The organism is Virgibacillus alimentarius, from assembly GCF_017874635.1.
Lineage (GTDB): Bacteria > Bacillota > Bacilli > Bacillales > Amphibacillaceae > Virgibacillus_B > Virgibacillus_B alimentarius.
The window spans coordinates 1-20,495 of sequence record NZ_JAGIKX010000043.1; the positions used below are offsets into that span (position 1 = coordinate 1).

Annotated in this window: 22 protein-coding genes; 10 read left to right on the forward strand and 12 right to left on the reverse strand. The window is 34.5% G+C overall.

Annotated features, from left to right (window positions below; genetic code table 11):
• Window positions 1-343: 343 nt before the first annotated feature.
• A complete protein-coding gene (locus tag J2Z81_RS14385; RefSeq protein WP_029270515.1) occupies window positions 344-1,210 on the reverse strand; it encodes a nucleotidyltransferase-like protein in 867 nt (288 codons plus the stop codon).
• Window positions 1,211-1,334: 124 nt separating this feature from the next.
• Between J2Z81_RS14385 and J2Z81_RS14390 the strand changes: the two genes are divergently transcribed.
• Both J2Z81_RS14390 and pabB read left to right on the forward strand, forming a co-directional pair.
• Complete coding sequence (locus tag J2Z81_RS14390) at window positions 1,335-1,742, forward strand: YgzB family protein (protein WP_029270517.1); 408 nt, start codon at window positions 1,335-1,337, stop codon at window positions 1,740-1,742.
• Window positions 1,743-1,835: 93 nt separating this feature from the next.
• Window positions 1,836-3,578, forward strand: coding sequence for an aminodeoxychorismate synthase component I (gene pabB / locus J2Z81_RS14395; RefSeq protein WP_029270519.1), 1,743 nt, complete (start codon window positions 1,836-1,838; stop codon window positions 3,576-3,578).
• 65 nt (window positions 3,579-3,643) lie between these two features.
• Here the strand turns inward: pabB and perR are convergent, their stop codons facing one another.
• From perR to J2Z81_RS14415, 4 genes are all read right to left on the reverse strand, one after another.
• The gene (gene perR, locus J2Z81_RS14400) at window positions 3,644-4,087 is read right to left on the reverse strand and encodes a peroxide-responsive transcriptional repressor PerR (protein WP_029271068.1); all 444 of its coding nucleotides are present in this window, start codon (window positions 4,085-4,087) and stop codon (window positions 3,644-3,646) included.
• A gap of 197 nt (window positions 4,088-4,284) precedes the next feature.
• On the reverse strand, window positions 4,285-5,238 hold the full coding sequence (locus J2Z81_RS14405) for a D-2-hydroxyacid dehydrogenase (RefSeq protein ID WP_029271066.1): 954 nt from the start codon (window positions 5,236-5,238) through the stop codon (window positions 4,285-4,287).
• Between the two features lie 36 nt (window positions 5,239-5,274).
• Entirely contained in the window at window positions 5,275-5,742 is a 468-nt protein-coding gene (gene bcp, locus J2Z81_RS14410; RefSeq protein ID WP_226371646.1) for a thioredoxin-dependent thiol peroxidase, read from the reverse strand.
• A 72-nt stretch (window positions 5,743-5,814) separates the two neighbouring features.
• Window positions 5,815-6,252 (reverse strand): potassium channel family protein, encoded by a 438-nt coding sequence (locus J2Z81_RS14415; RefSeq protein ID WP_029271062.1) that lies wholly within the window; start codon window positions 6,250-6,252, stop codon window positions 5,815-5,817.
• Between the two features lie 131 nt (window positions 6,253-6,383).
• Between J2Z81_RS14415 and J2Z81_RS14420 the strand changes: the two genes are divergently transcribed.
• From J2Z81_RS14420 to J2Z81_RS14440, 5 genes are read left to right on the forward strand one after another with little or no spacing between them, the layout of a single operon-like run.
• Window positions 6,384-7,085 carry a response regulator transcription factor gene (locus tag J2Z81_RS14420; protein WP_226371647.1) on the forward strand — a complete coding sequence of 234 codons (702 nt, stop codon included), beginning with the start codon at window positions 6,384-6,386 and terminating at the stop codon, window positions 7,083-7,085.
• Complete coding sequence (locus J2Z81_RS14425) at window positions 7,082-8,095, forward strand: sensor histidine kinase (protein ID WP_226981390.1); 1,014 nt, start codon at window positions 7,082-7,084, stop codon at window positions 8,093-8,095. The genes J2Z81_RS14420 and J2Z81_RS14425 overlap by 4 nt, the downstream gene beginning before the upstream one ends.
• Before the next feature lie 32 nt (window positions 8,096-8,127).
• Window positions 8,128-8,904, forward strand: coding sequence for an ABC transporter ATP-binding protein (locus J2Z81_RS14430; protein ID WP_226371648.1), 777 nt, complete (start codon window positions 8,128-8,130; stop codon window positions 8,902-8,904).
• Complete coding sequence (locus J2Z81_RS14435; RefSeq protein WP_226371649.1) at window positions 8,879-10,792, forward strand: ABC transporter permease; 1,914 nt, start codon at window positions 8,879-8,881, stop codon at window positions 10,790-10,792. Before J2Z81_RS14430 ends, J2Z81_RS14435 begins: the two co-directional genes overlap by 26 nt.
• Before the next feature lie 31 nt (window positions 10,793-10,823).
• Window positions 10,824-12,113, forward strand: a complete 1,290-nt coding sequence (locus tag J2Z81_RS14440) for a glutamate-1-semialdehyde 2,1-aminomutase (RefSeq protein ID WP_029271297.1) — start codon at window positions 10,824-10,826, stop codon at window positions 12,111-12,113.
• A 94-nt stretch (window positions 12,114-12,207) separates the two neighbouring features.
• Here J2Z81_RS14440 and J2Z81_RS14445 read toward each other — a convergent pair whose 3' ends face one another.
• The 4 genes from J2Z81_RS14445 to mutY all read right to left on the reverse strand — a co-directional run bounded on the left by J2Z81_RS14445 (window position 12,208) and on the right by mutY (window position 16,158).
• Entirely contained in the window at window positions 12,208-13,959 is a 1,752-nt protein-coding gene (locus tag J2Z81_RS14445) for an ABC transporter ATP-binding protein (protein WP_226371650.1), read from the reverse strand.
• Between the two features lie 170 nt (window positions 13,960-14,129).
• The gene (gene ntdP / locus J2Z81_RS14450) at window positions 14,130-14,663 is read right to left on the reverse strand and encodes a nucleoside tri-diphosphate phosphatase (protein ID WP_029271280.1); all 534 of its coding nucleotides are present in this window, start codon (window positions 14,661-14,663) and stop codon (window positions 14,130-14,132) included.
• 165 nt (window positions 14,664-14,828) lie between these two features.
• Window positions 14,829-14,996 carry a gamma-type small acid-soluble spore protein gene (locus J2Z81_RS14455; RefSeq protein ID WP_029271282.1) on the reverse strand — a complete coding sequence of 56 codons (168 nt, stop codon included), beginning with the start codon at window positions 14,994-14,996 and terminating at the stop codon, window positions 14,829-14,831.
• A gap of 91 nt (window positions 14,997-15,087) precedes the next feature.
• The gene (gene mutY / locus J2Z81_RS14460) at window positions 15,088-16,158 is read right to left on the reverse strand and encodes an A/G-specific adenine glycosylase (protein WP_029271284.1); all 1,071 of its coding nucleotides are present in this window, start codon (window positions 16,156-16,158) and stop codon (window positions 15,088-15,090) included.
• A 113-nt stretch (window positions 16,159-16,271) separates the two neighbouring features.
• Here mutY and J2Z81_RS14465 point away from each other — a divergent pair, with 113 nt between their 5' ends.
• Window positions 16,272-17,258 carry a metal-dependent hydrolase gene (locus tag J2Z81_RS14465; RefSeq protein ID WP_226371651.1) on the forward strand — a complete coding sequence of 329 codons (987 nt, stop codon included), beginning with the start codon at window positions 16,272-16,274 and terminating at the stop codon, window positions 17,256-17,258.
• A 29-nt stretch (window positions 17,259-17,287) separates the two neighbouring features.
• On the opposite strand, the gene J2Z81_RS14470 is transcribed toward J2Z81_RS14465, so the two are convergent.
• The gene (locus tag J2Z81_RS14470) at window positions 17,288-17,617 is read right to left on the reverse strand and encodes a YfhH family protein (protein ID WP_029270083.1); all 330 of its coding nucleotides are present in this window, start codon (window positions 17,615-17,617) and stop codon (window positions 17,288-17,290) included.
• 30 nt (window positions 17,618-17,647) lie between these two features.
• A complete protein-coding gene (gene recX, locus J2Z81_RS14475; protein ID WP_226371652.1) occupies window positions 17,648-18,460 on the reverse strand; it encodes a recombination regulator RecX in 813 nt (270 codons plus the stop codon).
• Between the two features lie 121 nt (window positions 18,461-18,581).
• Between recX and J2Z81_RS14480 the strand changes: the two genes are divergently transcribed.
• Complete coding sequence (locus J2Z81_RS14480) at window positions 18,582-19,469, forward strand: TIGR01777 family oxidoreductase (RefSeq protein ID WP_226371653.1); 888 nt, start codon at window positions 18,582-18,584, stop codon at window positions 19,467-19,469.
• A 51-nt stretch (window positions 19,470-19,520) separates the two neighbouring features.
• Window positions 19,521-19,655 carry a YfhE family protein gene (locus J2Z81_RS14485; protein ID WP_156947734.1) on the forward strand — a complete coding sequence of 45 codons (135 nt, stop codon included), beginning with the start codon at window positions 19,521-19,523 and terminating at the stop codon, window positions 19,653-19,655.
• 36 nt (window positions 19,656-19,691) lie between these two features.
• On the opposite strand, the gene J2Z81_RS14490 is transcribed toward J2Z81_RS14485, so the two are convergent.
• Window positions 19,692-20,393: a hypothetical protein gene (locus J2Z81_RS14490; RefSeq protein WP_226371654.1), complete on the reverse strand. Its 702-nt coding sequence runs from the start codon at window positions 20,391-20,393 to the stop codon at window positions 19,692-19,694.
• Between the last annotated feature and the right edge of the window lie 102 nt (window positions 20,394-20,495).

The window sequence follows — 20,495 nt, forward strand, 5'->3', positions numbered from 1 at the left end:
GCTATCATCTATATTCTTGACATACTGGTTGTTTTGTTCAGTTTTCAAAGAGCAAATTGTGCTTCGCCGTTCAAAATGGCGACTTTATTAATATACCATAAAGACAAGATTAAGTCAATAACTTTTTTGAAGTTTTTTGTTTCTTGTCGTTAATTGCGGTTGGTATTTCCGCAACGAAACTAACTTTATCATGGTTCGCATACATTGTCAACGCAAATTTCATTTAATTTTCCTTTTTTATTTATACCTTATTTAACGACGTTATTGCTATACAAAGGTTGTTTCCTATTTTCTCCCTATCAATATTTGTCCAGCTTTCTAAACATTGTGAAATAAACATGGATTATTTTACTTGATATATCCTTTGATATACCCCTTTTTCATTTGTTGTTTTGTACAAGGTTTGTATAATGCCTTTTTTGGTTAAATAAAATATCATAGAGGTTAAATAGGATGAGTAAGGTGTTATTTCCGAATGAAACTTTAAATCCGCGTAAGTCCAAGCAATGTTTTTACTTTTCATAATATCCAATAAATGTTTTATTGATGTTCTGGCTCTAGTGCTGATTACAAAATCTGTTGCTATTAGCATTAATTGAACACGCTGTTTTATTTCTTCTTTACTCTCAACTAATTCTTCATATAATTTATATACTTCAATGTCTAAGTGTTTAACTTGATTCCAAACCGTTACTTCTGGGTATATACCTCTGTCAATTATTGTTAAACGCGCTAGGTAATGAAGTGAATGAACTATTCTACTATATGCATCCTTATACTGAAATGTTTCATAAAGAACTTCCGCTTCATTGTAGCTTTTAATAAGTTTCCCAAATTCTACTGCTTTACGTAATTCTTTTTTATTGTTTGGCGATTTCTGCAACTCCTGTTTTAATGTTGTAACATATTCATCTCGTTCAAATAAGACTGTCCCATTTACTATCCAATCTAGCACCTTGTGGTATTTACGCACGTCGACCCACTTCATTAATAATGGGTGTGTCAGTATATGCACAGCAGCAATTTCATCTTCTTTTTCATAGTGTTTTACATCCCATGGCACCTGAGCATTATTTACAATAACGAGCAAAATAATATCCATATTATCTGTAAACGGACTGTTTCTCTTCTTTTTTTTCATGATTATAATTCCTAAGGTATTTATACGATTCATTTTCTCTTGATAAATGTTCTTTATAAAATGTTGCATTGTCCATTTCCCCCCTATTCTTAAATACTATCTATTTCGTTGTATTCATATAAAATCCTTTTTCTCAAACGAAAATTCACGTAAAATATGCTATACTAGCTTTGAGAATATAAGGAGGAAACACATGGCACAGCAAGATTTAGTATACTCAAGTAAAATAAATAAAATCCGCTCATTTGCCTTGATTTTAATTTTTGTTGGTATCCTATTTATGTACATTGGTATATTAACAAAAAAAATTGAATGGTTAATGGTTTTATTTTTTATCATTGGAATTCTATTTGTTATTTTCAGTTGTGTGGTTTATTTTTGGATCGGTATGTTATCAACAAAGGCAATACCAATCATCTGCCCGAGTTGTGAAAAGCCAACCAAAATGCTTGGACGAGTCGATGCTTGTATGCACTGCAAACAACCACTGACATTAGATAAAGAGCTTGAAGGCAAAGAATTTGATGAAAAATATAACACACGTCGTTACAGAAAAGAATTAAAAGAGAAAAAAAGGCAAAGTGGTAACGATAAAAATTAAAATCCGTCTGTTGGCGGATTTTTTTCTATTCCTGTTTTTTTTCGTTTGATATACTTACTATAAGTCTAAAATCAATTCTAAAGGAAGTTTTTTATGGAAAATCAAAAACCTTTTCTTCATTTTAATTTTGCAAACAAAAATGGAAACATAGATCCATTAACCTTAAGTAACCCAAGTAAACTTATAGTTGCTAAAACTGTTGAGGAGGTCATCCCCTCTCTACAAAAAATCGAGAATGAAGTAGAAAAAGGAAAGTTTGCAGCAGGCTATTTATCATATGAAGCAGCTCCGGCGTTTGATTCCGCCCTTTTTGTCAAAAAAAATAATCAATTGCCTTTATTATGGTTTGGTATATTTGATGAACCAGCTTCAGAACCAGAAAAAATTAAGGACACTTTTTCTTCTACGCCTTGGAAACCTTCTGCTACAGTTAACCAGTACCACCGAAATATTGATAAGATTCATAAAAATATAAAACAAGGCATAACCGAACAAGTAAATTATACGATACAAATGAAATCAGAATTTAGTGGTGATGCATTTGCGTTTTACAATCAGTTAAAAGAAGCACAAGATGCAAAATATACGGCTTATTTAAATACAGGTGATCACACGATACTATCTGCCTCCCCGGAGCTTTTTTTTCGTATCGATAATAATAAAATAACAACAAAGCCGATGAAAGGTACGGTAAGCCGTGGCAAGACTTATAAAGAAGATTTAGAAAACGCTGAGTGGCTGCAAAGCTCAAAAAAGAACCAAGCAGAAAATAAATTAATCGTTGATTTAATGCATAAGGATTTAGGAAAAATTGCTAATCCTGGAACAGTTGAAACTACGAAATTATTTGAAATTGAGAAATATCCAACGGTATATCAAATGACATCCACCATAACGGCAAATTTATCACCCAAAAAAAGTATGACAGATATTTTCAAAGCGCTTTTTCCATGTGGTTCTATTACAGGTTTGCCAAAAAAAGAGACAATGCAGGTTATCGCTGATTTGGAAACCGCTCCTCGAGAGGTGTATTGTGGAGCAATAGGTTTTATAACACCGAAAAAAAAGGCCGTTTTTAATGTACCAATTCGAACAGTGATCATTGATAATGAGAGCAGAAAATCAACATATGGCGTTGGAGGCGGTATAACACTTAAATCTTCCAAGGAAGAAGAGTATAAAGAAGTTTTAGCAAAATCTGAATTACTACATACGGCACGCCCAAGTTTCTCATTACTTGAAACAATTGGTCTTTTTGATGGGAAGTATTTTGTTTTGAAGAACCATTTAAAGCGTTTAAGGGAGAGCGCTGCCTACTTTAATTACAGTTTAGACATACCGGCTATTAGAAATGAATTAACAAAACTGTCCGCAAATCATATATCTGGCAATTATAAAGTACGTTTGCTCGTTTCTAAAAGCGGAAAATTCAATACAGAGATTCATCCATTAAACAAGCCTTTAAATGAAATACGCGTCAAATTGGCAGATAAGCCCGTCCATAAAGAGAATGTTTTTTTATTTCATAAAACAACAAATCGAGCCTTTTATGAAAAGCATAAACAACATTCCCCAGATTACTTCGACGTATTATTATGGAATGAACTTAAACAAATAACAGAATTTACTACAGGGAATATAGTAGTAGAGATGGATGGTAAACTTTACACACCGCCTGTTACTTGTGGTTTGTTGGCAGGAACATTCCGAAATGAATTACTGCTTGATGGTGTTATAAAAGAACGTATTTTAAACGTGAACGAACTGGCTGATTGTTCAAAAATCTGGTATGTAAACAGTGTTCGAAAATGGGTAACTGTCCATCTGGAAAAATAAAATAGCGCAACATGTTTACTTATGTTGCGCGACTCAAATTCTTAACAATAGTCATAAAAGCCATTTTAATGTTTCCGTGTTTCGACTTGTTTACAGGATTCACAAGTTCCGTAAAGCTCCATCCGGTGATGACTTACTTTAAATCCTGTCACTTGTTCAGCTAACGCTTCCACCTCATCTAAAGGGGGATAATGAAAGTCAACAATTTTACCGCAATCATTACATATGATATGGTAATGGTCTGATGTGTTACAGTCAAAGCGACTGGAATCATCACCATATGTTAATTCTCGAACAAGTCCGATTTCACGTAAGACACGTAAATTATTGTACACTGTTGCAACACTCATGTTCGGAAATTTTGATTCAAGTGCTTTATAAATATCATCAGCTGTTGGGTGTATCTCTGAGTTAAGAAGATACTCAAGAACCGCATGACGTTGAGGTGTAATTCGTACACCTGATTCTTTTAATGTATCAATCGCCTCACGCAACCTTATTTCTGACATCGTCATGCACCTCACTTTCAATTATATTTCGGTATCTAAGTTATATTATTAAATTATAATCTTTATAATTAGTGTACCCTCTATTATATTATTCTGTCAACATTAGTATATTATTAATTAATAATTATTATCACTCATCTAAAAAATTTTATTAACAATAAAAGCAGTGCCTTGGCAGACGCACTGCTTTCTATTCATCAATATCCCTTCGAGATATCGACTGTATTTAAAAATTCCTTGCTATTGTCCAAATACGCACTCAAATTCTTTTCAAATATTTCAAGCGCCCTTGATAAATAGTGATTGGAAACACCGGATATATGTGGCGTCACCGTTATATTTTCTTCTGCCCAAATTGGGTGATCCGCCGGTAATGGTTCTTCTTCAAAAACATCCAATATAACGTGTGCGATTTCTTCATCTTGGACAGCTTTTAATATATCTTCACTAGTAACTAAATCGCCGCGCCCCATATTTAAAAAGACGGCATGTTCAGGCATTAGCTTAAAATGGTCGAAAGTGAGTAGACCTTTCGTCTCGTCTGTACTTGGTAATACAGAAACAAGAAAATCAGCTTCCGGAAGGATACGGTCCATTTCATCTGTTGTAAAGGTTTTATCAAAAAAATCAGTTGGTCGGCCGCTTTTAGAAACGCCGTAGGTTTTCATAAAAAATGCTTTGGACAAGCGAGCCACTTCCTGACCGATAGACCCTGTACCCGCTATCACCATTGTTTTCCCGCTAATTTCTTGTATACGAATGGAACGCCGTGTCCATTCTTTATTTGTCTCCATTTGCATAAGCAATTTTTCCTGGCGATATACCTGAAGCAGCATGGAAATGGCGTATTCTGCCATTGGTTTTTTATGAATTCCTCGCGCATTTGTAATAAGGATATCTTTTTTTTGAATTGCTTTCAGCGGAAGTTTATCAATTCCCGCTGAAAGCACCATAATCCACTTTAAATGATCCGCTTGTTCGATTAACTCTGAGGTAAGATCCGCCCCATAGGTTACTAAAATTTCAGCTTCTTGAATATATTGTTTTGCTTCTTTCATATTTTTATAAAAATTTAAGACTTGGTCTGGATAATTTTCTTTCAATCGTTGTTGATCTTTTTGAGAAAGTTTTACGGAAAATAAAATTGTCACACATCTTACCTCCAAAGTCACAAAAGCCTATTTGATTTACATATTATTTTGTATAAACGACAGAGCCTCTTCTACATGTCCTTTCACACGTACTTTGCGATATTCTTTTTGAATTTTACCTTCCTTATCAATAATGAAGGTAGAACGCTCTATCCCATAATATTCTTTTCCGAAATTCTTTTTTAATTTCCAAACGTCATATGCTTCAGCAATTTTATGATCCTCATCAGCTAATAAATGGAATGGAAGATCGTGCTTGTCTATAAATTTTTGATGGCGATCAATTGGATCAGGACTTACTCCGAGGATGACAGCATCTACGTCTTGAAAGTTTTTGTGCTGATCCCGAAAGTCGCATGCTTCTGTCGTGCATCCCGGTGTCATGTCTTTTGGGTAAAAATAAAGCACCACATTTTTTCCTTTAAAATCAGAAAGGCTTATCTCCTCTCCACTTTGATTTGACAATGTGAAATCAGGTGCTGGACTCCCTACCTCTACTGTCATTTAAAACCCCTCCAAACAATATTTTATATTACTTACTATAGCACATCCTTTCTTTTATCTCTAAACAGTAGCTTAATCTTCTTTATGTTCTTTTCGTGTTTGTACCAACCGAAGTACAAAAGCAGTTGGTAAAATATACCCTATTAATGCTTCCATTAAAGCAATAAATCTACCTACACCTATCGGAACTATATCACCATATCCAATCGTTAATAATGTCACACCACTGAAATACAGCGAGTGTATTAGTGATCCAAATACACTAACTTGTTTAAGTTCTCCATGTTCGACCAAAGTAATTTGTTGAAAAGATAGGATAAAATAAATTAATCCAAATCCTAAAATAACAATGCTATATATAATTAGTAATGTATAAAAAATTTCGCTGGAAAATCGGCTCTCTTTTAATTTTAATCGAAAGTGTGATTTCCCTCCCTGGATAAAATCGACCAGACTCTTTATAACAATAAAACAGATGATTCCAATCATTACCCATGGAAAAAAGGACATGGTTATATCCCCTTTAATCATTTGTTTACGATATATATATGCTTATCCACTTCCTGTTTAGACATTTATTTTTTTTCTTCAATAAGATAGGATAAACTTGAGGTGTATTCTATTTTAAAGGCTGTGATTTAATGAAAAAAATATTTTTAATTGAAGATGATCCGAAAATTGCGTATTTATTAAAAGACTATCTGGAAAAGTATGAATATAATGTTGTGATCACTGAACAATTCGATAATATTGTAAAAGTGTTTAAAACGATCGATCCCCATCTTGTCTTATTAGATATAAATTTACCCAGATACGATGGATTTTATTGGTGCAGGCAAATCCGCAGCATCTCCAATTGCCCAATTATATTTATTTCTGCGCGTGACAGCGGAATGGACCAAGTGATGGCAATTGAAAATGGGGGCGATGATTATATAACGAAACCTTTTAATTTCGACGTTGTTCAAGCAAAAATCAAAGGTATCATGCGACGGATATACGGCGAATATGCCACAAATAAACAAGCAGATACGATCGAAACCAATGGGCTTTTTTTGCACTTAACTACAATGGAAATTGAATTTCAAAATCAAACAACACTACTAACAAAAAATGAATTTATTTTAGTAAAAATATTGATGGAACAATTAAACAGTGTATTATCTCGGACGTATTTGCTTGAATTACTTTGGGATGATGAAAATTTCGTAGATGATAACACGCTTTCAGTGAATATTACTAGATTACGTAAGAAACTAGGAGATATTGGTATTAAAAATAGTATACAAACGGTGCGTGGAGCGGGTTATAAAATGGTCGATGCATGGAGAGAAACGGAATGAAGGACTTTCTAAAAGATCAACTTCCATTTATTTTATTTTTTTATTCTCAATGTACGATTATTATTGGCATTGCACAGCTTTCCACTTTCATTACAAAAGCTGCGATGAGTACGGAAACAATCATCTATTTATTTATATTGCCGACCTTTTTTCTAGTTGCTTTTCTTCTTTATCGTTATTATAAATTTCGTGAATTTTATACTACGATTAGAAGTAACATGGGATCAACTGATGATAGCTGGTTTCCGGAACCAGCTAATCGATTACTGGATAATATAAAATTATATCATGACAAGCAAACAGCTCACTATACAGAAGAGATAAATCAATTAGAAAGACAAAAACAACTCGAATTTCATTTCATGCAGCAGTGGGTTCACCAAATGAAAACACCGATATCTGTTTTACATTTAATTATACAAAAGGAAAAACTAAATTTGCCAGAAGCATTTCATCATAGTGTTCAAGAAGAAATCGAGCGTCTCCAAAGAGGATTAGATCTTGCCTTATACCAGTCCCGTCTGCAAAAATTTGATCGAGATTTTCATGTACAGCAAATCTCTCTTAAACAAGTAGCAACTGAAGTTATACAGGAATTTAAATCAAGCTTTATTCGTAATCAAGTATTTCCAGCGTTAGCGATAGATGAGTCCTATGTTGTAGCAACTGATCCTAAATGGCTAAAATTTGTATTAAGTCAAATTGTCTCCAATGCCATTAAGTATTCAAAAGAATCATCAGAAAATATAACGTTTACAGCTGCTGCGAATGAAAAAGTACTTCAACTTAATATCCAAGATACGGGTTGCGGTATACCATCACAAGATATCCAGCGTGTATTCGATCCTTTCTTTACCGGATTAAATGGTCGTACTTTTCGCGAATCTACAGGAATGGGTTTATATTTATCAAAAGAGATTTGTGATGCACTTGGTCATAATTTGATCATCCATTCTGAACAGGATAAAGGGACAACCGTTACGATTATATTTTCACATGCTAAAATTTAACGAATCCCCACTTGTAAAAGGGAGTGAAGGAATTGCCAATACTTACTGCTGAAAATTTATCCAAGATATACGGAAATAAACGTGCTGCGCTTACGGAAGCGCTCAGTCAATTTAACCTAACCGTAAATAAAGGGGAATTCATTAGTGTAATGGGTCCATCCGGAAGCGGGAAAACAACATTATTAAACCTGTTATCAACTATCGATACGCCTACATCAGGTAAAGTTACTATTAATAGACGAAATGTAACGTCATTATCAAAAAATAAATTAGCAAAATTTCGCCGGAATGAATTAGGGTTTATTTTTCAAGATTATAATTTGTTGGACACACTTACGATTGGAGAAAATATTTTACTGCCACTGACATTGCAAAAAAGGAAAGTAAAAGAAATGAGAAAAAAACTTGATCATGTAACAAAACAGCTCGGAATCGAATCCATCGTTCAAAAACGCATCTATGAAGTATCTGGTGGGCAAAAACAGCGCACAGCAATTGCAAGAGCAATTATTCACAATCCAACGATTATTTTTGCAGATGAACCAACTGGAAATCTTGATTCAAAAGCAACATTACAAGTGATGGAATCACTAGAGGCATTAAATAAAAAACAGCATGCGACTACTATCATGGTGACCCATGATCCATTTGCAGCCAGTTTTTCTGGCCGTGTTATTTTTATTAGAGACGGTAAACTTTTTAATGAAATTCACCGTGGTAACAATAGGCAAAGCTTTTTTGAAGACATTCTGAATGTGCAATCATTACTTGGAGGAAACATGAATGACTTTCAAACAATTCGCTTTTAACAATGTTAAAAGAAACTCTAGAGCGTATTTAAGTTACTTTGTCAGCTGTGTTTTTGCCGTCACTGTATTTTTCATGTATGCTGCTGTGGTTTTCCATCCGGATATAGCAGAAACAGAATTGCAACGAATTGTTCAACGTGGTGTTTTTCTTTCCGAATTTATTATTTATGGTTTCTCGTTTTTATTTGTTTTATATTCTACTTCCGCTTTTATTAAATCCAGAAAAAAAGAATATGGTTTGTTAACAACATTTGGGATTAGTAAATCCCAGTTAAATCAAATGCTGATTCTTGAAAATACTATTATTGGATGCGTTGCAATCATTGTTGGTCTTCTAGTTGGTGCTTTGCTGCTGAAAGTATTTTTAATGATTTTGTCTTTGGTTCTTGGACTGGATGAAATTTTACCTTTTTATATTTCCATGGAAGCGATTGGACTAACTGCATTTTTATTTTTTATCATGTTTGAGTTCAATTCAATTATCGTTGTATGGTCATTACGGACAAACGCTATTATGGATGTATTTCGAGGTACTACGAAAGCGAAAAAAGAACCAAATTTTTCTTGGATATTGAGTATCTTATCTCTTAGTACTATCGGTTATGCTTATTACTTAGCCTATACCGCTAATATGATGTCTATGATGTGGCGCATGTTTCCAATTTTAGCATTGATTATTCCAGGTACATATTTTCTCTTTACTCAGCTTAGTATTGCATGCACGAATCTCTTAAAGCGCAGTAAGCATTACTATTATCGATATCTGAATTTATTGATCATCTCAGACTTTACTTATAAATTGAAAGATAATGCACGGCTACTCTTTTTTTCTGCTATTCTAAGTGCAGTTGCTTTTACATCTTCAGGTGTTATATATGGTTTGTTCCAAAGTGTGATAACCGAAACCGAAAGATTTATCCCACAAGATGTATCTATCGTTTCTCAAAGTAATGTGGATAAAGACGAATTTCAGAAGGAAATTAATAGAATAAAAAAGGAATTTCGTAAGGCGAATATAGATTTTACATCAGCGGTCATCAACAGTGTTAGAACAGAGGCCTATACCGATACAAATAACTGGAAGGAGGCAGAACAACATACATTCTTTTCCTTTTCAAATTATAGAAAATTAACCGAAATGAGCCAACAAACCAGTACATTTCAACCAACATCAAATACAGGCTATCTGTTAATAAATGACTTTCTTTCACAGATCAGATTAGAAACACCTAAAAAACTTTCCTTTGAATTTGATCATCAATTACTAGACATTAAATTAAAAACAGCTAATACGAATAATAATCTATTTACTTCTTTTCCAATCATAATATCTGATGACTTATACAATAGGCTATACGAACGGAGCTCAGAAGACGAAATATATTATAATTACATCATGCATATTCCCAATTGGATAAACCATAAAGAAAAAACGAAAACCATTTTGGATTCTGTTGATTTTGAGGTCGCCTACCCTGAATCAAAGGCTGAATTTTATGTTAATATGAAGGACAGTATGTCTTACTCGTTCTTTTTTGGTATATTTATTAGTGTGCTGTTTTTCCTAGTAGCTGGTTCCATTTTATACTTCCGCTTGTATCAAAATATTGATAAAGATCTGGATCATTTTCATTCGTTATATCGGCTTGGGTTAACCGAGTCTGAAATGAAAAAAATTATCACTAAACAGCTAGGATTTTTATTCTTTATACCTTTTTTCGTTGCAGTTATTCATGCCAGCTTTGCTTTTAAGGCACTGCAAAATATGCTGGCATCATCAATTTTATTACCAAGTATCGTTGTCATCATGGCCTATTTTATTGTACATTTTATAAACTTTATTTTTATACGTAAGCTATACACCGCTAAGTTAAAAAAGGCTATGTGATTTGTTCATTATGGAAGAGGAGGCAAGTTTGATGAAATTTACAAATTCAGAGGCACTGTATGAAGAAGCGCTGGAACATATTGTTGGAGGAGTTAACTCGCCGTCTAGAGCATATAATGGTGTCGGAGGCGGTACCCCTGTCTATATGGAACATGCAAAAGGGGCTTATTTTTGGGACGTAGATGGGAATAAATATATTGATTATTTAGCCGCATATGGTCCAATTATTACTGGACATGCCCATCCCCATATTGCAAAAGCAATAACGAATGCTGCTACAAATGGTGTTTTATACGGAACTCCAACGAAACTTGAAAATACATTTGCTCAAATACTAAAAGAAACAATACCTTCCCTTGATAAGGTGCGTTTTGTAAATTCTGGCACAGAAGCAGTGATGACAACAATTCGAGTTGCACGGGCCTTTACAAATCGTACAAAAATAATCAAATTTGCAGGTTGTTATCATGGACATTTTGATTCGGTTTTAGTAGAAGCAGGATCTGGCCCTGCCACATTAGGGACGCCTGATTCAGCTGGAATCCCAAAGGCTGTTGCCGAAGAAGTAATTACTGTTCCTTTTAACGATCTTCCTTCCTTTAAAGAAGCACTCAGCAAATGGGGAGATCAAATTGCTGCAGTAGTAGTGGAACCGCTTGTTGGAAATTTTGGTATTGTAGAACCACATGAAGGATTCTTGCAAACAGTTAACAACCTGACACATGAAGTTGGCGCATTAGTAATTTATGATGAAGTTATTTCTGCATTTCGCTTTACATACGGAAGTGCACAACAATTATATGAAGTAGAACCTGATATGACAGCAATGGGCAAGATTATTGGTGGTGGTTTACCGATTGGTGCATACGGTGGACGAAAAGATATTATGGAACAGGTTGCCCCGCTCGGACCTGCATATCAGGCAGGAACGATGGCTGGCAATCCTGCTTCTATGGCTTCCGGGATAGCATGCCTTGAGGTATTGCAGCAAGAAGGTACTTACGAAAAATTGGATCAGCTGGGAGCGCGTCTGGAAAAAGGAATATTAGAAAAAGCTAACCAGGCAAATATCCCTGTTACCGTCAACCGCCGATGTGGCGCATTGACCGTCTTTTTTAGCGAAGATAAAGTAACAAATTATGCTGAGGCTGAGGCAACCGATGGTGAATTATTCGGTAAATTTTTCAAGCTAATGCTCCATCAAGGAATTAATTTAGCTCCCTCCAAATTCGAAGCATGGTTTTTAACAACAGAACATACAGAAGCAGATATTGATGAAACCATCAACGCTGTAGGACATGCATTTAGCCAATTAAAATAAAATAGAAAATGAATAGAGGGTTCCTTGTAAATTTTCTTACGAGGAACCCTCTCTCATCTTCACCCTTTATTTCATTCTTATGCCTGGTACTTGTCTAGATCGCATCTAAATCCTGTACTTGATATAACTCATAATAGCTTCCTTTAAGCCGCATAAGTTCATCATGTGAACCTATCTCCTGAATCTCCCCGTGTTCAATCACAACAATTCGATCAGCATGCGTAATCGTAGCTAAACGATGAGCAACAATAAATGTCGTGCGATCAGATGCTAATTTCTCCATTGCTTCTTGGATCGTATGCTCACTTTCCAGATCCAAAGCAGATGTGGCCTCATCAAAAATTAAGATTGGTGGGTTCTTTAAGAATACCCGAGCTATCGCGATTCGTTGTTTTTGTCCGCCAGAAAGCTTTACGCCTCTTTCCCCTACCTGCGTATCGTAGCCGTATGGCAAACTGATTATAAAATCATGTGCGTTGGCTGCTTTTGCGGCTGCAATGACTTCTTCATCTGTAGCATTCGGATTTCCCATACGAATATTTACAGCTATCGATTCGCTAAATAGCGTGTTATCTTGCAATACCATTCCAATATTATTACGCAATGACCTGGCGTTCACATCACGAATATCCATACCATCTACTTTAATAGATCCATCTGTGACGTCATAAAAACGGGGAATTAAGCTTATTAATGTTGATTTCCCTCCCCCGCTCATGCCAACTAAAGCAATGGTTTCGCCTTTTTCAACGGAAAGGTTTATATTTTTTAGCACGTACGCTTCCTCTTCGTCATATTGAAATAGGACATTTTCCATGTCAATCGTTCCATCAACACGTCCGAGTTTTATTGCATTTTCTTTATCAACAATATCGTATTTTTCATTCATTAATTCAAAGACACGATCAATGGATGCAATGGATTGTGTCAGCGTAGTGGAAGAATTGATTAAACGTCGCAGGGGACTATATACTCTTTCCATATACCCAACAAAGGCAACCATTGTGCCCATTGTCAAATTCCCGGAAATTACTTGGTATCCTGCAAACGTAATTACAAGCAACGGTGCCAAATCTGTAATGGTATTTGTTGCTGCAAATGTTTTAGCATTCCAGCTTGTATGCTTTAACGCTTTCGTTAAGAAATTTTCATTGCGTATTCCAAATTGTTCCTGCTCATAATCTTCTAGTGCAAAACTTCTTGTTACTGGCATACCCTGTACTCTTTCATGCAGATGCCCTTGTACTTCTGCAAGTGCCTGGGACCTTTCCCTCGTTAAACGGCGTAGCCGGCCATAAAAATACTTAATCGAAAAACCAAACAAAGGAAACAGTATAATTGCAACAATCGTTAAGGACACATCCATTGTAAGCATAATTCCTATCGCTATAAGGATGGTTATCATATCAAGCCAAACATTCATGAGACCAGTAACTACAAAAATCTTTGTTTGTTCGACATCATGTATTATCCGGGAAATAATTTCTCCGGTTTTTGTCGTAGAATAGAATTTTAAACTTAATTTTTGAATATGCTCAAACAGCCTATCTCTTATGTCATAAAGGATTTTGTTACCTACCCACTGTGCCAAGTATTGTCGGAAATACTCGATTGGCGGTCGAAGGATAAGAAACACAAAGAAGGCTATTCCCATTAATAAAAAAAGCTGATTAATTTTTGACGAATCACTTAAGTGACCCGCATTAATAATATTATCAATAACATACTTTAAAATTAATGGAATTAATAAGGGAATTGCGAATTTAAAAATCCCAATTATAACTGTCCATAAAATCTTCCATTTATATGGTTTAACAAACTTTAAATATTGTTTGATGGCATTCATGTGGTTTATCTTCCTTTTTAAATAATTATACGTACATATGAAATCATAAACTGCTCTGTCTAAACTACCCCACTTCACAATATACTATAGTTGTTTATGTTAAAGTACAATAGAAAAGCCTTGCCACAAGATTCGTAACAAGGTTTTATACTTTTACTAAATAATCGAAACTAATCTTCTCTATAGGTTAAATATCGTTCATACCACTGATCCACAAAACCTGGTGAAAAAGGCCCTTTCCGTTGAAGCAGCCATTTCAGCAGATAATCGACATTACGGTGTAAAATACGATCCAGAACCATCGGATAATTCATCTGTCTTTTATGCTCTTCATACTCGTCCTCATCTAAAAGTACATATGTCATATCAGGATATATCTTTACGTCTAAATCATAATCAATATATTTCAGAGCCTCTTCTTCATAAATAAAGGGAGAGCTAATATTGCAATAATAATAAATTCCATCATCACGAAGCATACCGATTATATTAAACCAATACTTAGAATGAAAGTAGGTAATAGCAGGTTCTCTTGTGATCCATGTTCTGCCGTTTCCCTCTATTACCTGTGTCTTATCATTAGCTCCAATAACAACGGATTCGGTCCCCTTTAAAACAAGTGTGCTTTCCCATATACGATGTAATTTTCCGTTATGTTTATAGCTGTGTATTTCAATTTTCGATCCTGTTGCTGGAGCATCCATTGTATCTTCCTTCCTGCATGCATTGTCCCAAGCCTGCATATTTACTCTTTCATAATAGTATAAGGGTAATAAAATGAAAGATAAAGTATTATGAATGCCGCTATTAGAAAAGAGCTTCCTTGGGGAAAGGAAGCTCTTTTCACATCTGAAATCGAGGTAAGGTGATTATTTTTTATTTTGCTGAGATTTTTGGTTTTTCTTTTTAACTGATTGAGCATCTGTTTCAGATGCGAACTCAGTACCATATTGGCCTTGAGCAGCTGCTTGGTTTTGTTGCTTTACTTTATTCACGTTTGTACCTGCAGCTGTCTTTTTTGGATTGTTTTTAGCCATCACTATCACCTCCGCATGTATTAATTTATCCATTTCGATAAATGTTATCCGCGAAAAATGATATTTTTATTTTTACAAAATGTACATGTATTTAAATATATTTCATCATATTTACATGCGAGACAGGGAAAGGATAAGATCTTAATTCTCGTTTTTCAGCAAAGTGAAGATGTTTGTTTTTTGTTGATTGATGTTGGATCATTTCTGCCTCATATATTTCCAATTCCCAAATAAGATGGCTAAAAACATGCTTCAACGTTCCTTTTTTTTCCCCAATTTCAATTGTTATACCGTATTCTTCTTCAAACTGTTTTTTAGCTTCCTCTATATTTGTATTTTTCGATTGTACCATTGGAAATTGCCATAAATTTGCTAAAAGCCCCTGGTCGGGACGTTTTTCAATGACAAATTGGTTATCGCTGTTTTTGATTAATAACGCAATATAAGGTATTCTTTTTTGCCTTTTTGCTTTCTTTTTGATTGGAAGCTCCTCTTCCATTCCCTCTGCAAAAGCCTGACAATGCTTTTGAACAGGACAAAACATGCACATAGGAGATTTTGGTGTGCAAATAAGTGCACCCAACTCCATAATGCCTTGATTAAACGAAGATGGGTCTTCCCTTGAAATTAACTGCCGTACGTGATTTTCAAATTGTTTTTTTACTCGTTGTTGTGTAATATCCTCTTCTATTTTTAAAACACGTGAAAGAACACGCATTACGTTTCCATCAACAGCAGGTTCCGGCTGGTCAAAAGCAATCGAAAGAATAGCTCCTTTTGTATATGGTCCAACTCCTTTTAATGATCCCAATACTTTAGGATCATTTGGAACTTCCCCATTATAAATTGCGACAACTTCACGTACCGCAGTTTGTAAGTTCCTCGCACGCGAATAATATCCCAGTCCCTCCCAAGCTTTTAATACATCTTGCTGGTCTGCCTCCGCTAAATCCTTTAATGTTGGATAATTTACCATAAATCGATTAAAATAAGGAATAACTGTATCAACCTTCGTTTGTTGTAGCATAACTTCAGACACCCATATTTTATATGGATCTTGATCCTTGCGCCACGGAAGATCACGTTTATTCGCTTGATACCAATCGATTAAATCTTGTTGAAATGTATGAATGTCAATATTTTGTAACGCTATTTCTTGCATACCATCATATCCTTTTATGTTATAATAAAATTCAGGTATTTATGAACGACACAATAAACTTTTATTTCATTTTAAAAAACACCATGAATGCACGTCTAAGGAGGACCTTAATCATGGATACAGGTACCCATGTTGTTATGGGAATTGCACTAGGCGGACTTGCAACGTTAGATCCAGTTGTCAGTAATGATCCCACGCTATTCAATGCAGTTTTGGCCGGAACAATTATCGGTTCGCAAGCACCAGACTTTGATACAATTTTAAAACTTAAAAATAATGCTACGTATATCCGTCACCACCGAGGTTTAACACATTCTATCCCTGCTGTATTAATCTGGGGGATACTCATCGCTGGAATCATCCATTTATTTGTTCCACAGGTTAATTTTCTGCATTTATGGATATGGACATTCTCAGCGGTGGTGATACATGTGTTTGTAGACCTATTTAATGCTTATGGTACGCAAGCTTATAGGCCTTTTACAAATAAATGGATAGCTTACGGGTTTATCAACACTTTTGACCCCTATATTTTCCTCTTGCATATTGCTGGAATCGGTGCTTGGGGATTAGGTGCAAATCCAGGGTATACATGGTTAATTATTTATACGGTAATTGCTCTATATTATATTAAACGCTATATTGATAAAAAGGAAATAGTAAAGAAAATTTATGATTATTTCCCAAACACTACACAAATTGCTACTTCTCCTACGATTAAACAAAATTACTGGCGAGTAGCTATTACAACACCTGATAAGTTTTATGTAGGTGCTGTTGAAAATGGTCATATCCAAATTATAGATGAATTTGAGAAAATACCATTGCCTGATTCAACAATTATGGATGTGGCCAGAAAGGATAAAAATGTCTCCGCATTCTTGTCGTTCTCTCCAGTTTATCGCTGGGAAATTACTGAATATGATGATTTTACGGAAGTACGGTTTATCGATTTGCGCTACAGGTCAAATGAGCGTTATCCTTTTGTAGCCGTAGTCCAAATAGACGATAATATGAGCATTTTGAATTCATATACAGGTTGGATTTTTTCAGAGCACAAATTACAAAGCAAGTTATATATTGGTGATAACCCAATTTAAAAACAGCAGGCAGAAATTGCCTGTTGTTTTTATTTTTTATCCCCTAATAAAGATATTGGGATAGCTTCTTCTTTTTCATAAAATTCATCCAGTAAATTTATCCGATGCCCCCAAGCAAAAACCCCATTTATGAAGTTAATTTTAAATGTGTGTCCTGGGTCACCTTTTAATTCAAAGATTTCATTAGGTTTAAAATCATCCGGATTTAGTGTATATGCCAAAGCAACTTGCATTTTACGTTCGTTGATTGCTACTTCACTAATATTCCCCAATTGCTCTGCTTTTTGAGCTTTTTCTTTTAGTTTTCCTATTTCTGTGCGCAATTGTTCTATTGTATAGTCACTATACCGATAGTTCATTTTACTTTTGCTCCCTTCGCTTTCATTTTATCAACTTTCGACAAATTCATCTATATATTTATTAATTAACTCAAAATCAAAACCTTTTCGATATAATGATGCTTTCAATTTATTCCTCAATTCAACTCCAGACGCTTTGCGCTCATATTTTCTAAATAATTTGTCTCCATGATAAATAATTGCTTCCCATTCTGCTTCTTTATCTTCATCATTTTTTATAAGTGCTATGATATCTTGTACTATTTCTTGTGTGAAACCTTTTTGCATAAGGATCGCTTGTATTTGTTCAACTTGTTTACGAAGAGAATTTTTTTTGACTTGTTTTCGTTTTTTCTCTGCTAGTTTATATGCTTTTTCATGTTGAATTTCATAAGTATATGCTCTGATGGACTGACTAGCTATCGTATTTAAAACACCCTTTTGGATCAATTCTCTTTTTACAAGCATTGGGCCTTTGTTCGTTGTTTGAATTCTTGTACGAACAAAGGATTCAGCAAATTGTTTATCATCGATAAGCTTTTCCTTTATTAACTTATCAATAATTTGCTTTATATGCGCAGGATCAACCTCTTTTTTACTTAAATAATCGTAAATTTCTTTCTCTGTCCTCATTCGGTAGCTTAAAAAATGAATAACTTGGGTATATGTTTTATGTATCGTATCTTCCTGAATGAGCTCATTAATGATTGACGCTTCTAAGTCAAGATCTTTGCGAAGTCTATATTTAATTAAGACGGCTTCATCTACACTAAATCCGTATTTTTCACTATCTCCATCATTTAAAAAGATGTTATAACGAGTTTTACTTTTTTTTTGCGTTGTGATCCGTGAAATTTTCACCATTCTTTAAACACCTCTTCTTCTTATATTAACATGAAAAGCGTTTCTTTATCGCTGTAAGAATCGTCCATTATTACGTATACTATATTTAAAAGCACGCTACTTGAGAAAGGTGGTTGTATCATTGAATATATTAATAACTGGTGGCACTGGCTTTGTTGGCAGAGAGCTTACCAAGGCACTTCATCAAAAAAATCATAACACTTATATACTTACAAGATCCCCTGAAAACTATAAAAACACATCGAATACTACCTATATCAGTTATAATTATCCCGCAGAAGAGCTTCCTGTTATTCATGGCGTTGTAAATCTTGCCGGAGAATCACTGTTTGGCTATTGGTCAAAACGAAAAAAAGATGCCATTTTTAAAAGCAGAATTGATACCACACAAAAAGTGCTTGATATCATAAAGAAATTACATAAAAAACCTGATGTATTGATCAGTGGTTCTGCTGTCGGGTTTTATGGCTTTTCAGAGGACCTCATTTTCACAGAAGCAACAATGAAGCCTGGTAAAGATTTTTTGGCCAAAGTGGTAATGGAATGGGAAAAAGTGGCAAAACAAGCAAGAGAAATGGACATCCGAACAGTCTTTACAAGATTTGGTGTTATTTTAGGAAAAGAAGGTGCCCTCCCATATATGCAGCTCCCTGTGAAACTTTTTGCCGGCGGAAAAATTGGTAATGGGGAGCAGTGGCTTTCATGGGTTCATTTGGAAGATGCCGTTAACTTAATCCTCTTCTGTTTATTTAACAACCATGTAGAAGGCCCTGTAAACATCACAGCACCACATCCAAAGAGAAATAAGGATTTTATAAAAATAATGGCAAATATTTTAAAACGCCCATACTGGCTACCTGTTCCCTATCCTTTCGTCCGCGTTGCAGTTGGTGAAATGAGTCAATTAATTGCAAAAGGGCAATATGTACTGCCAAAGAAAGCTAAAGACAGCAATTTTCAATTTGCTTTCCCTTATTTAAAAGAAGCTCTCCAGGATATTAACAGATAAATGTATATTTATAACGAAGAAGGCAATCCTATTTTATAAGCGAGGGATGCTATGATGCGAAATAATTCAAAAGGGAACCAGCCAGAAAAATTTTTAAAGAAAACACAAGAAGTACTTTATCAAAAGGAATTTAAACAAGCTGACCGCGTATATCATCAATTTACGCAAAGAGAAAACCGGAGCTGATCGCTTCGGTTTTTTCATATTTAGATCCTCTTTCTATTATTTTACCTTTACAGTTGTTATTTTTCTTAACATAAACCAAGTTATGCCATACAATACAATCCCTACTAATAATACTTCATAAAAAAATGTCAGGTCGAATGATTGATATAAATTCATGAAAAAGTCGGTAAGCCAACCTTGGGCAAAGCCTAATAACAAAATGATAACAAAGATACCAACTCCACTTCCTCCTCCTAATAATCCATACCTATAAAAGACCAAACCGATCAAAAACATAATAGATAATAAGAAGAACATAACGGAAGCATCGATGATTACACGTGTTAACCATGTATTCGAAAGTAGTTCAGCTGGGTGCATTAATTGATATGTTTTGATTCCAAACGTTTCTGTTATCGTTTCAAGTATGGTTTGTAATGTACTAGTTAATACCGCTTTTAAAAATGCTAAAATGATAAAAAAGATTCCTATACTTAAAAAGATATTTTTCCTTGTTGCACCTACTTTGATCGAAAAAGGAATGCTTTCTTTTACTGCGATAAAACCAAAAATCGAACAATAAATATAAATGGGAAATGATAATACAAAATACATTTTTGTATTATCTGCATTTGGTAAAAAATAAGCGATCATTAAAGTAATAAACAATGTACTAAGCAAAATAGTCCAAAATATACTTAATGAATGTTTAGCGTCGGTAATATATGTGTACAACAAACCCTTTATTTGCCTTTTCATACTTATGCCCCCTCGTATAATATGTTTAGTCTTAAATATTTTCTTATTAATTATTTTCAATCTACCTAATAACACTTTGAGCGTAACTCCGTTACCCTTCAC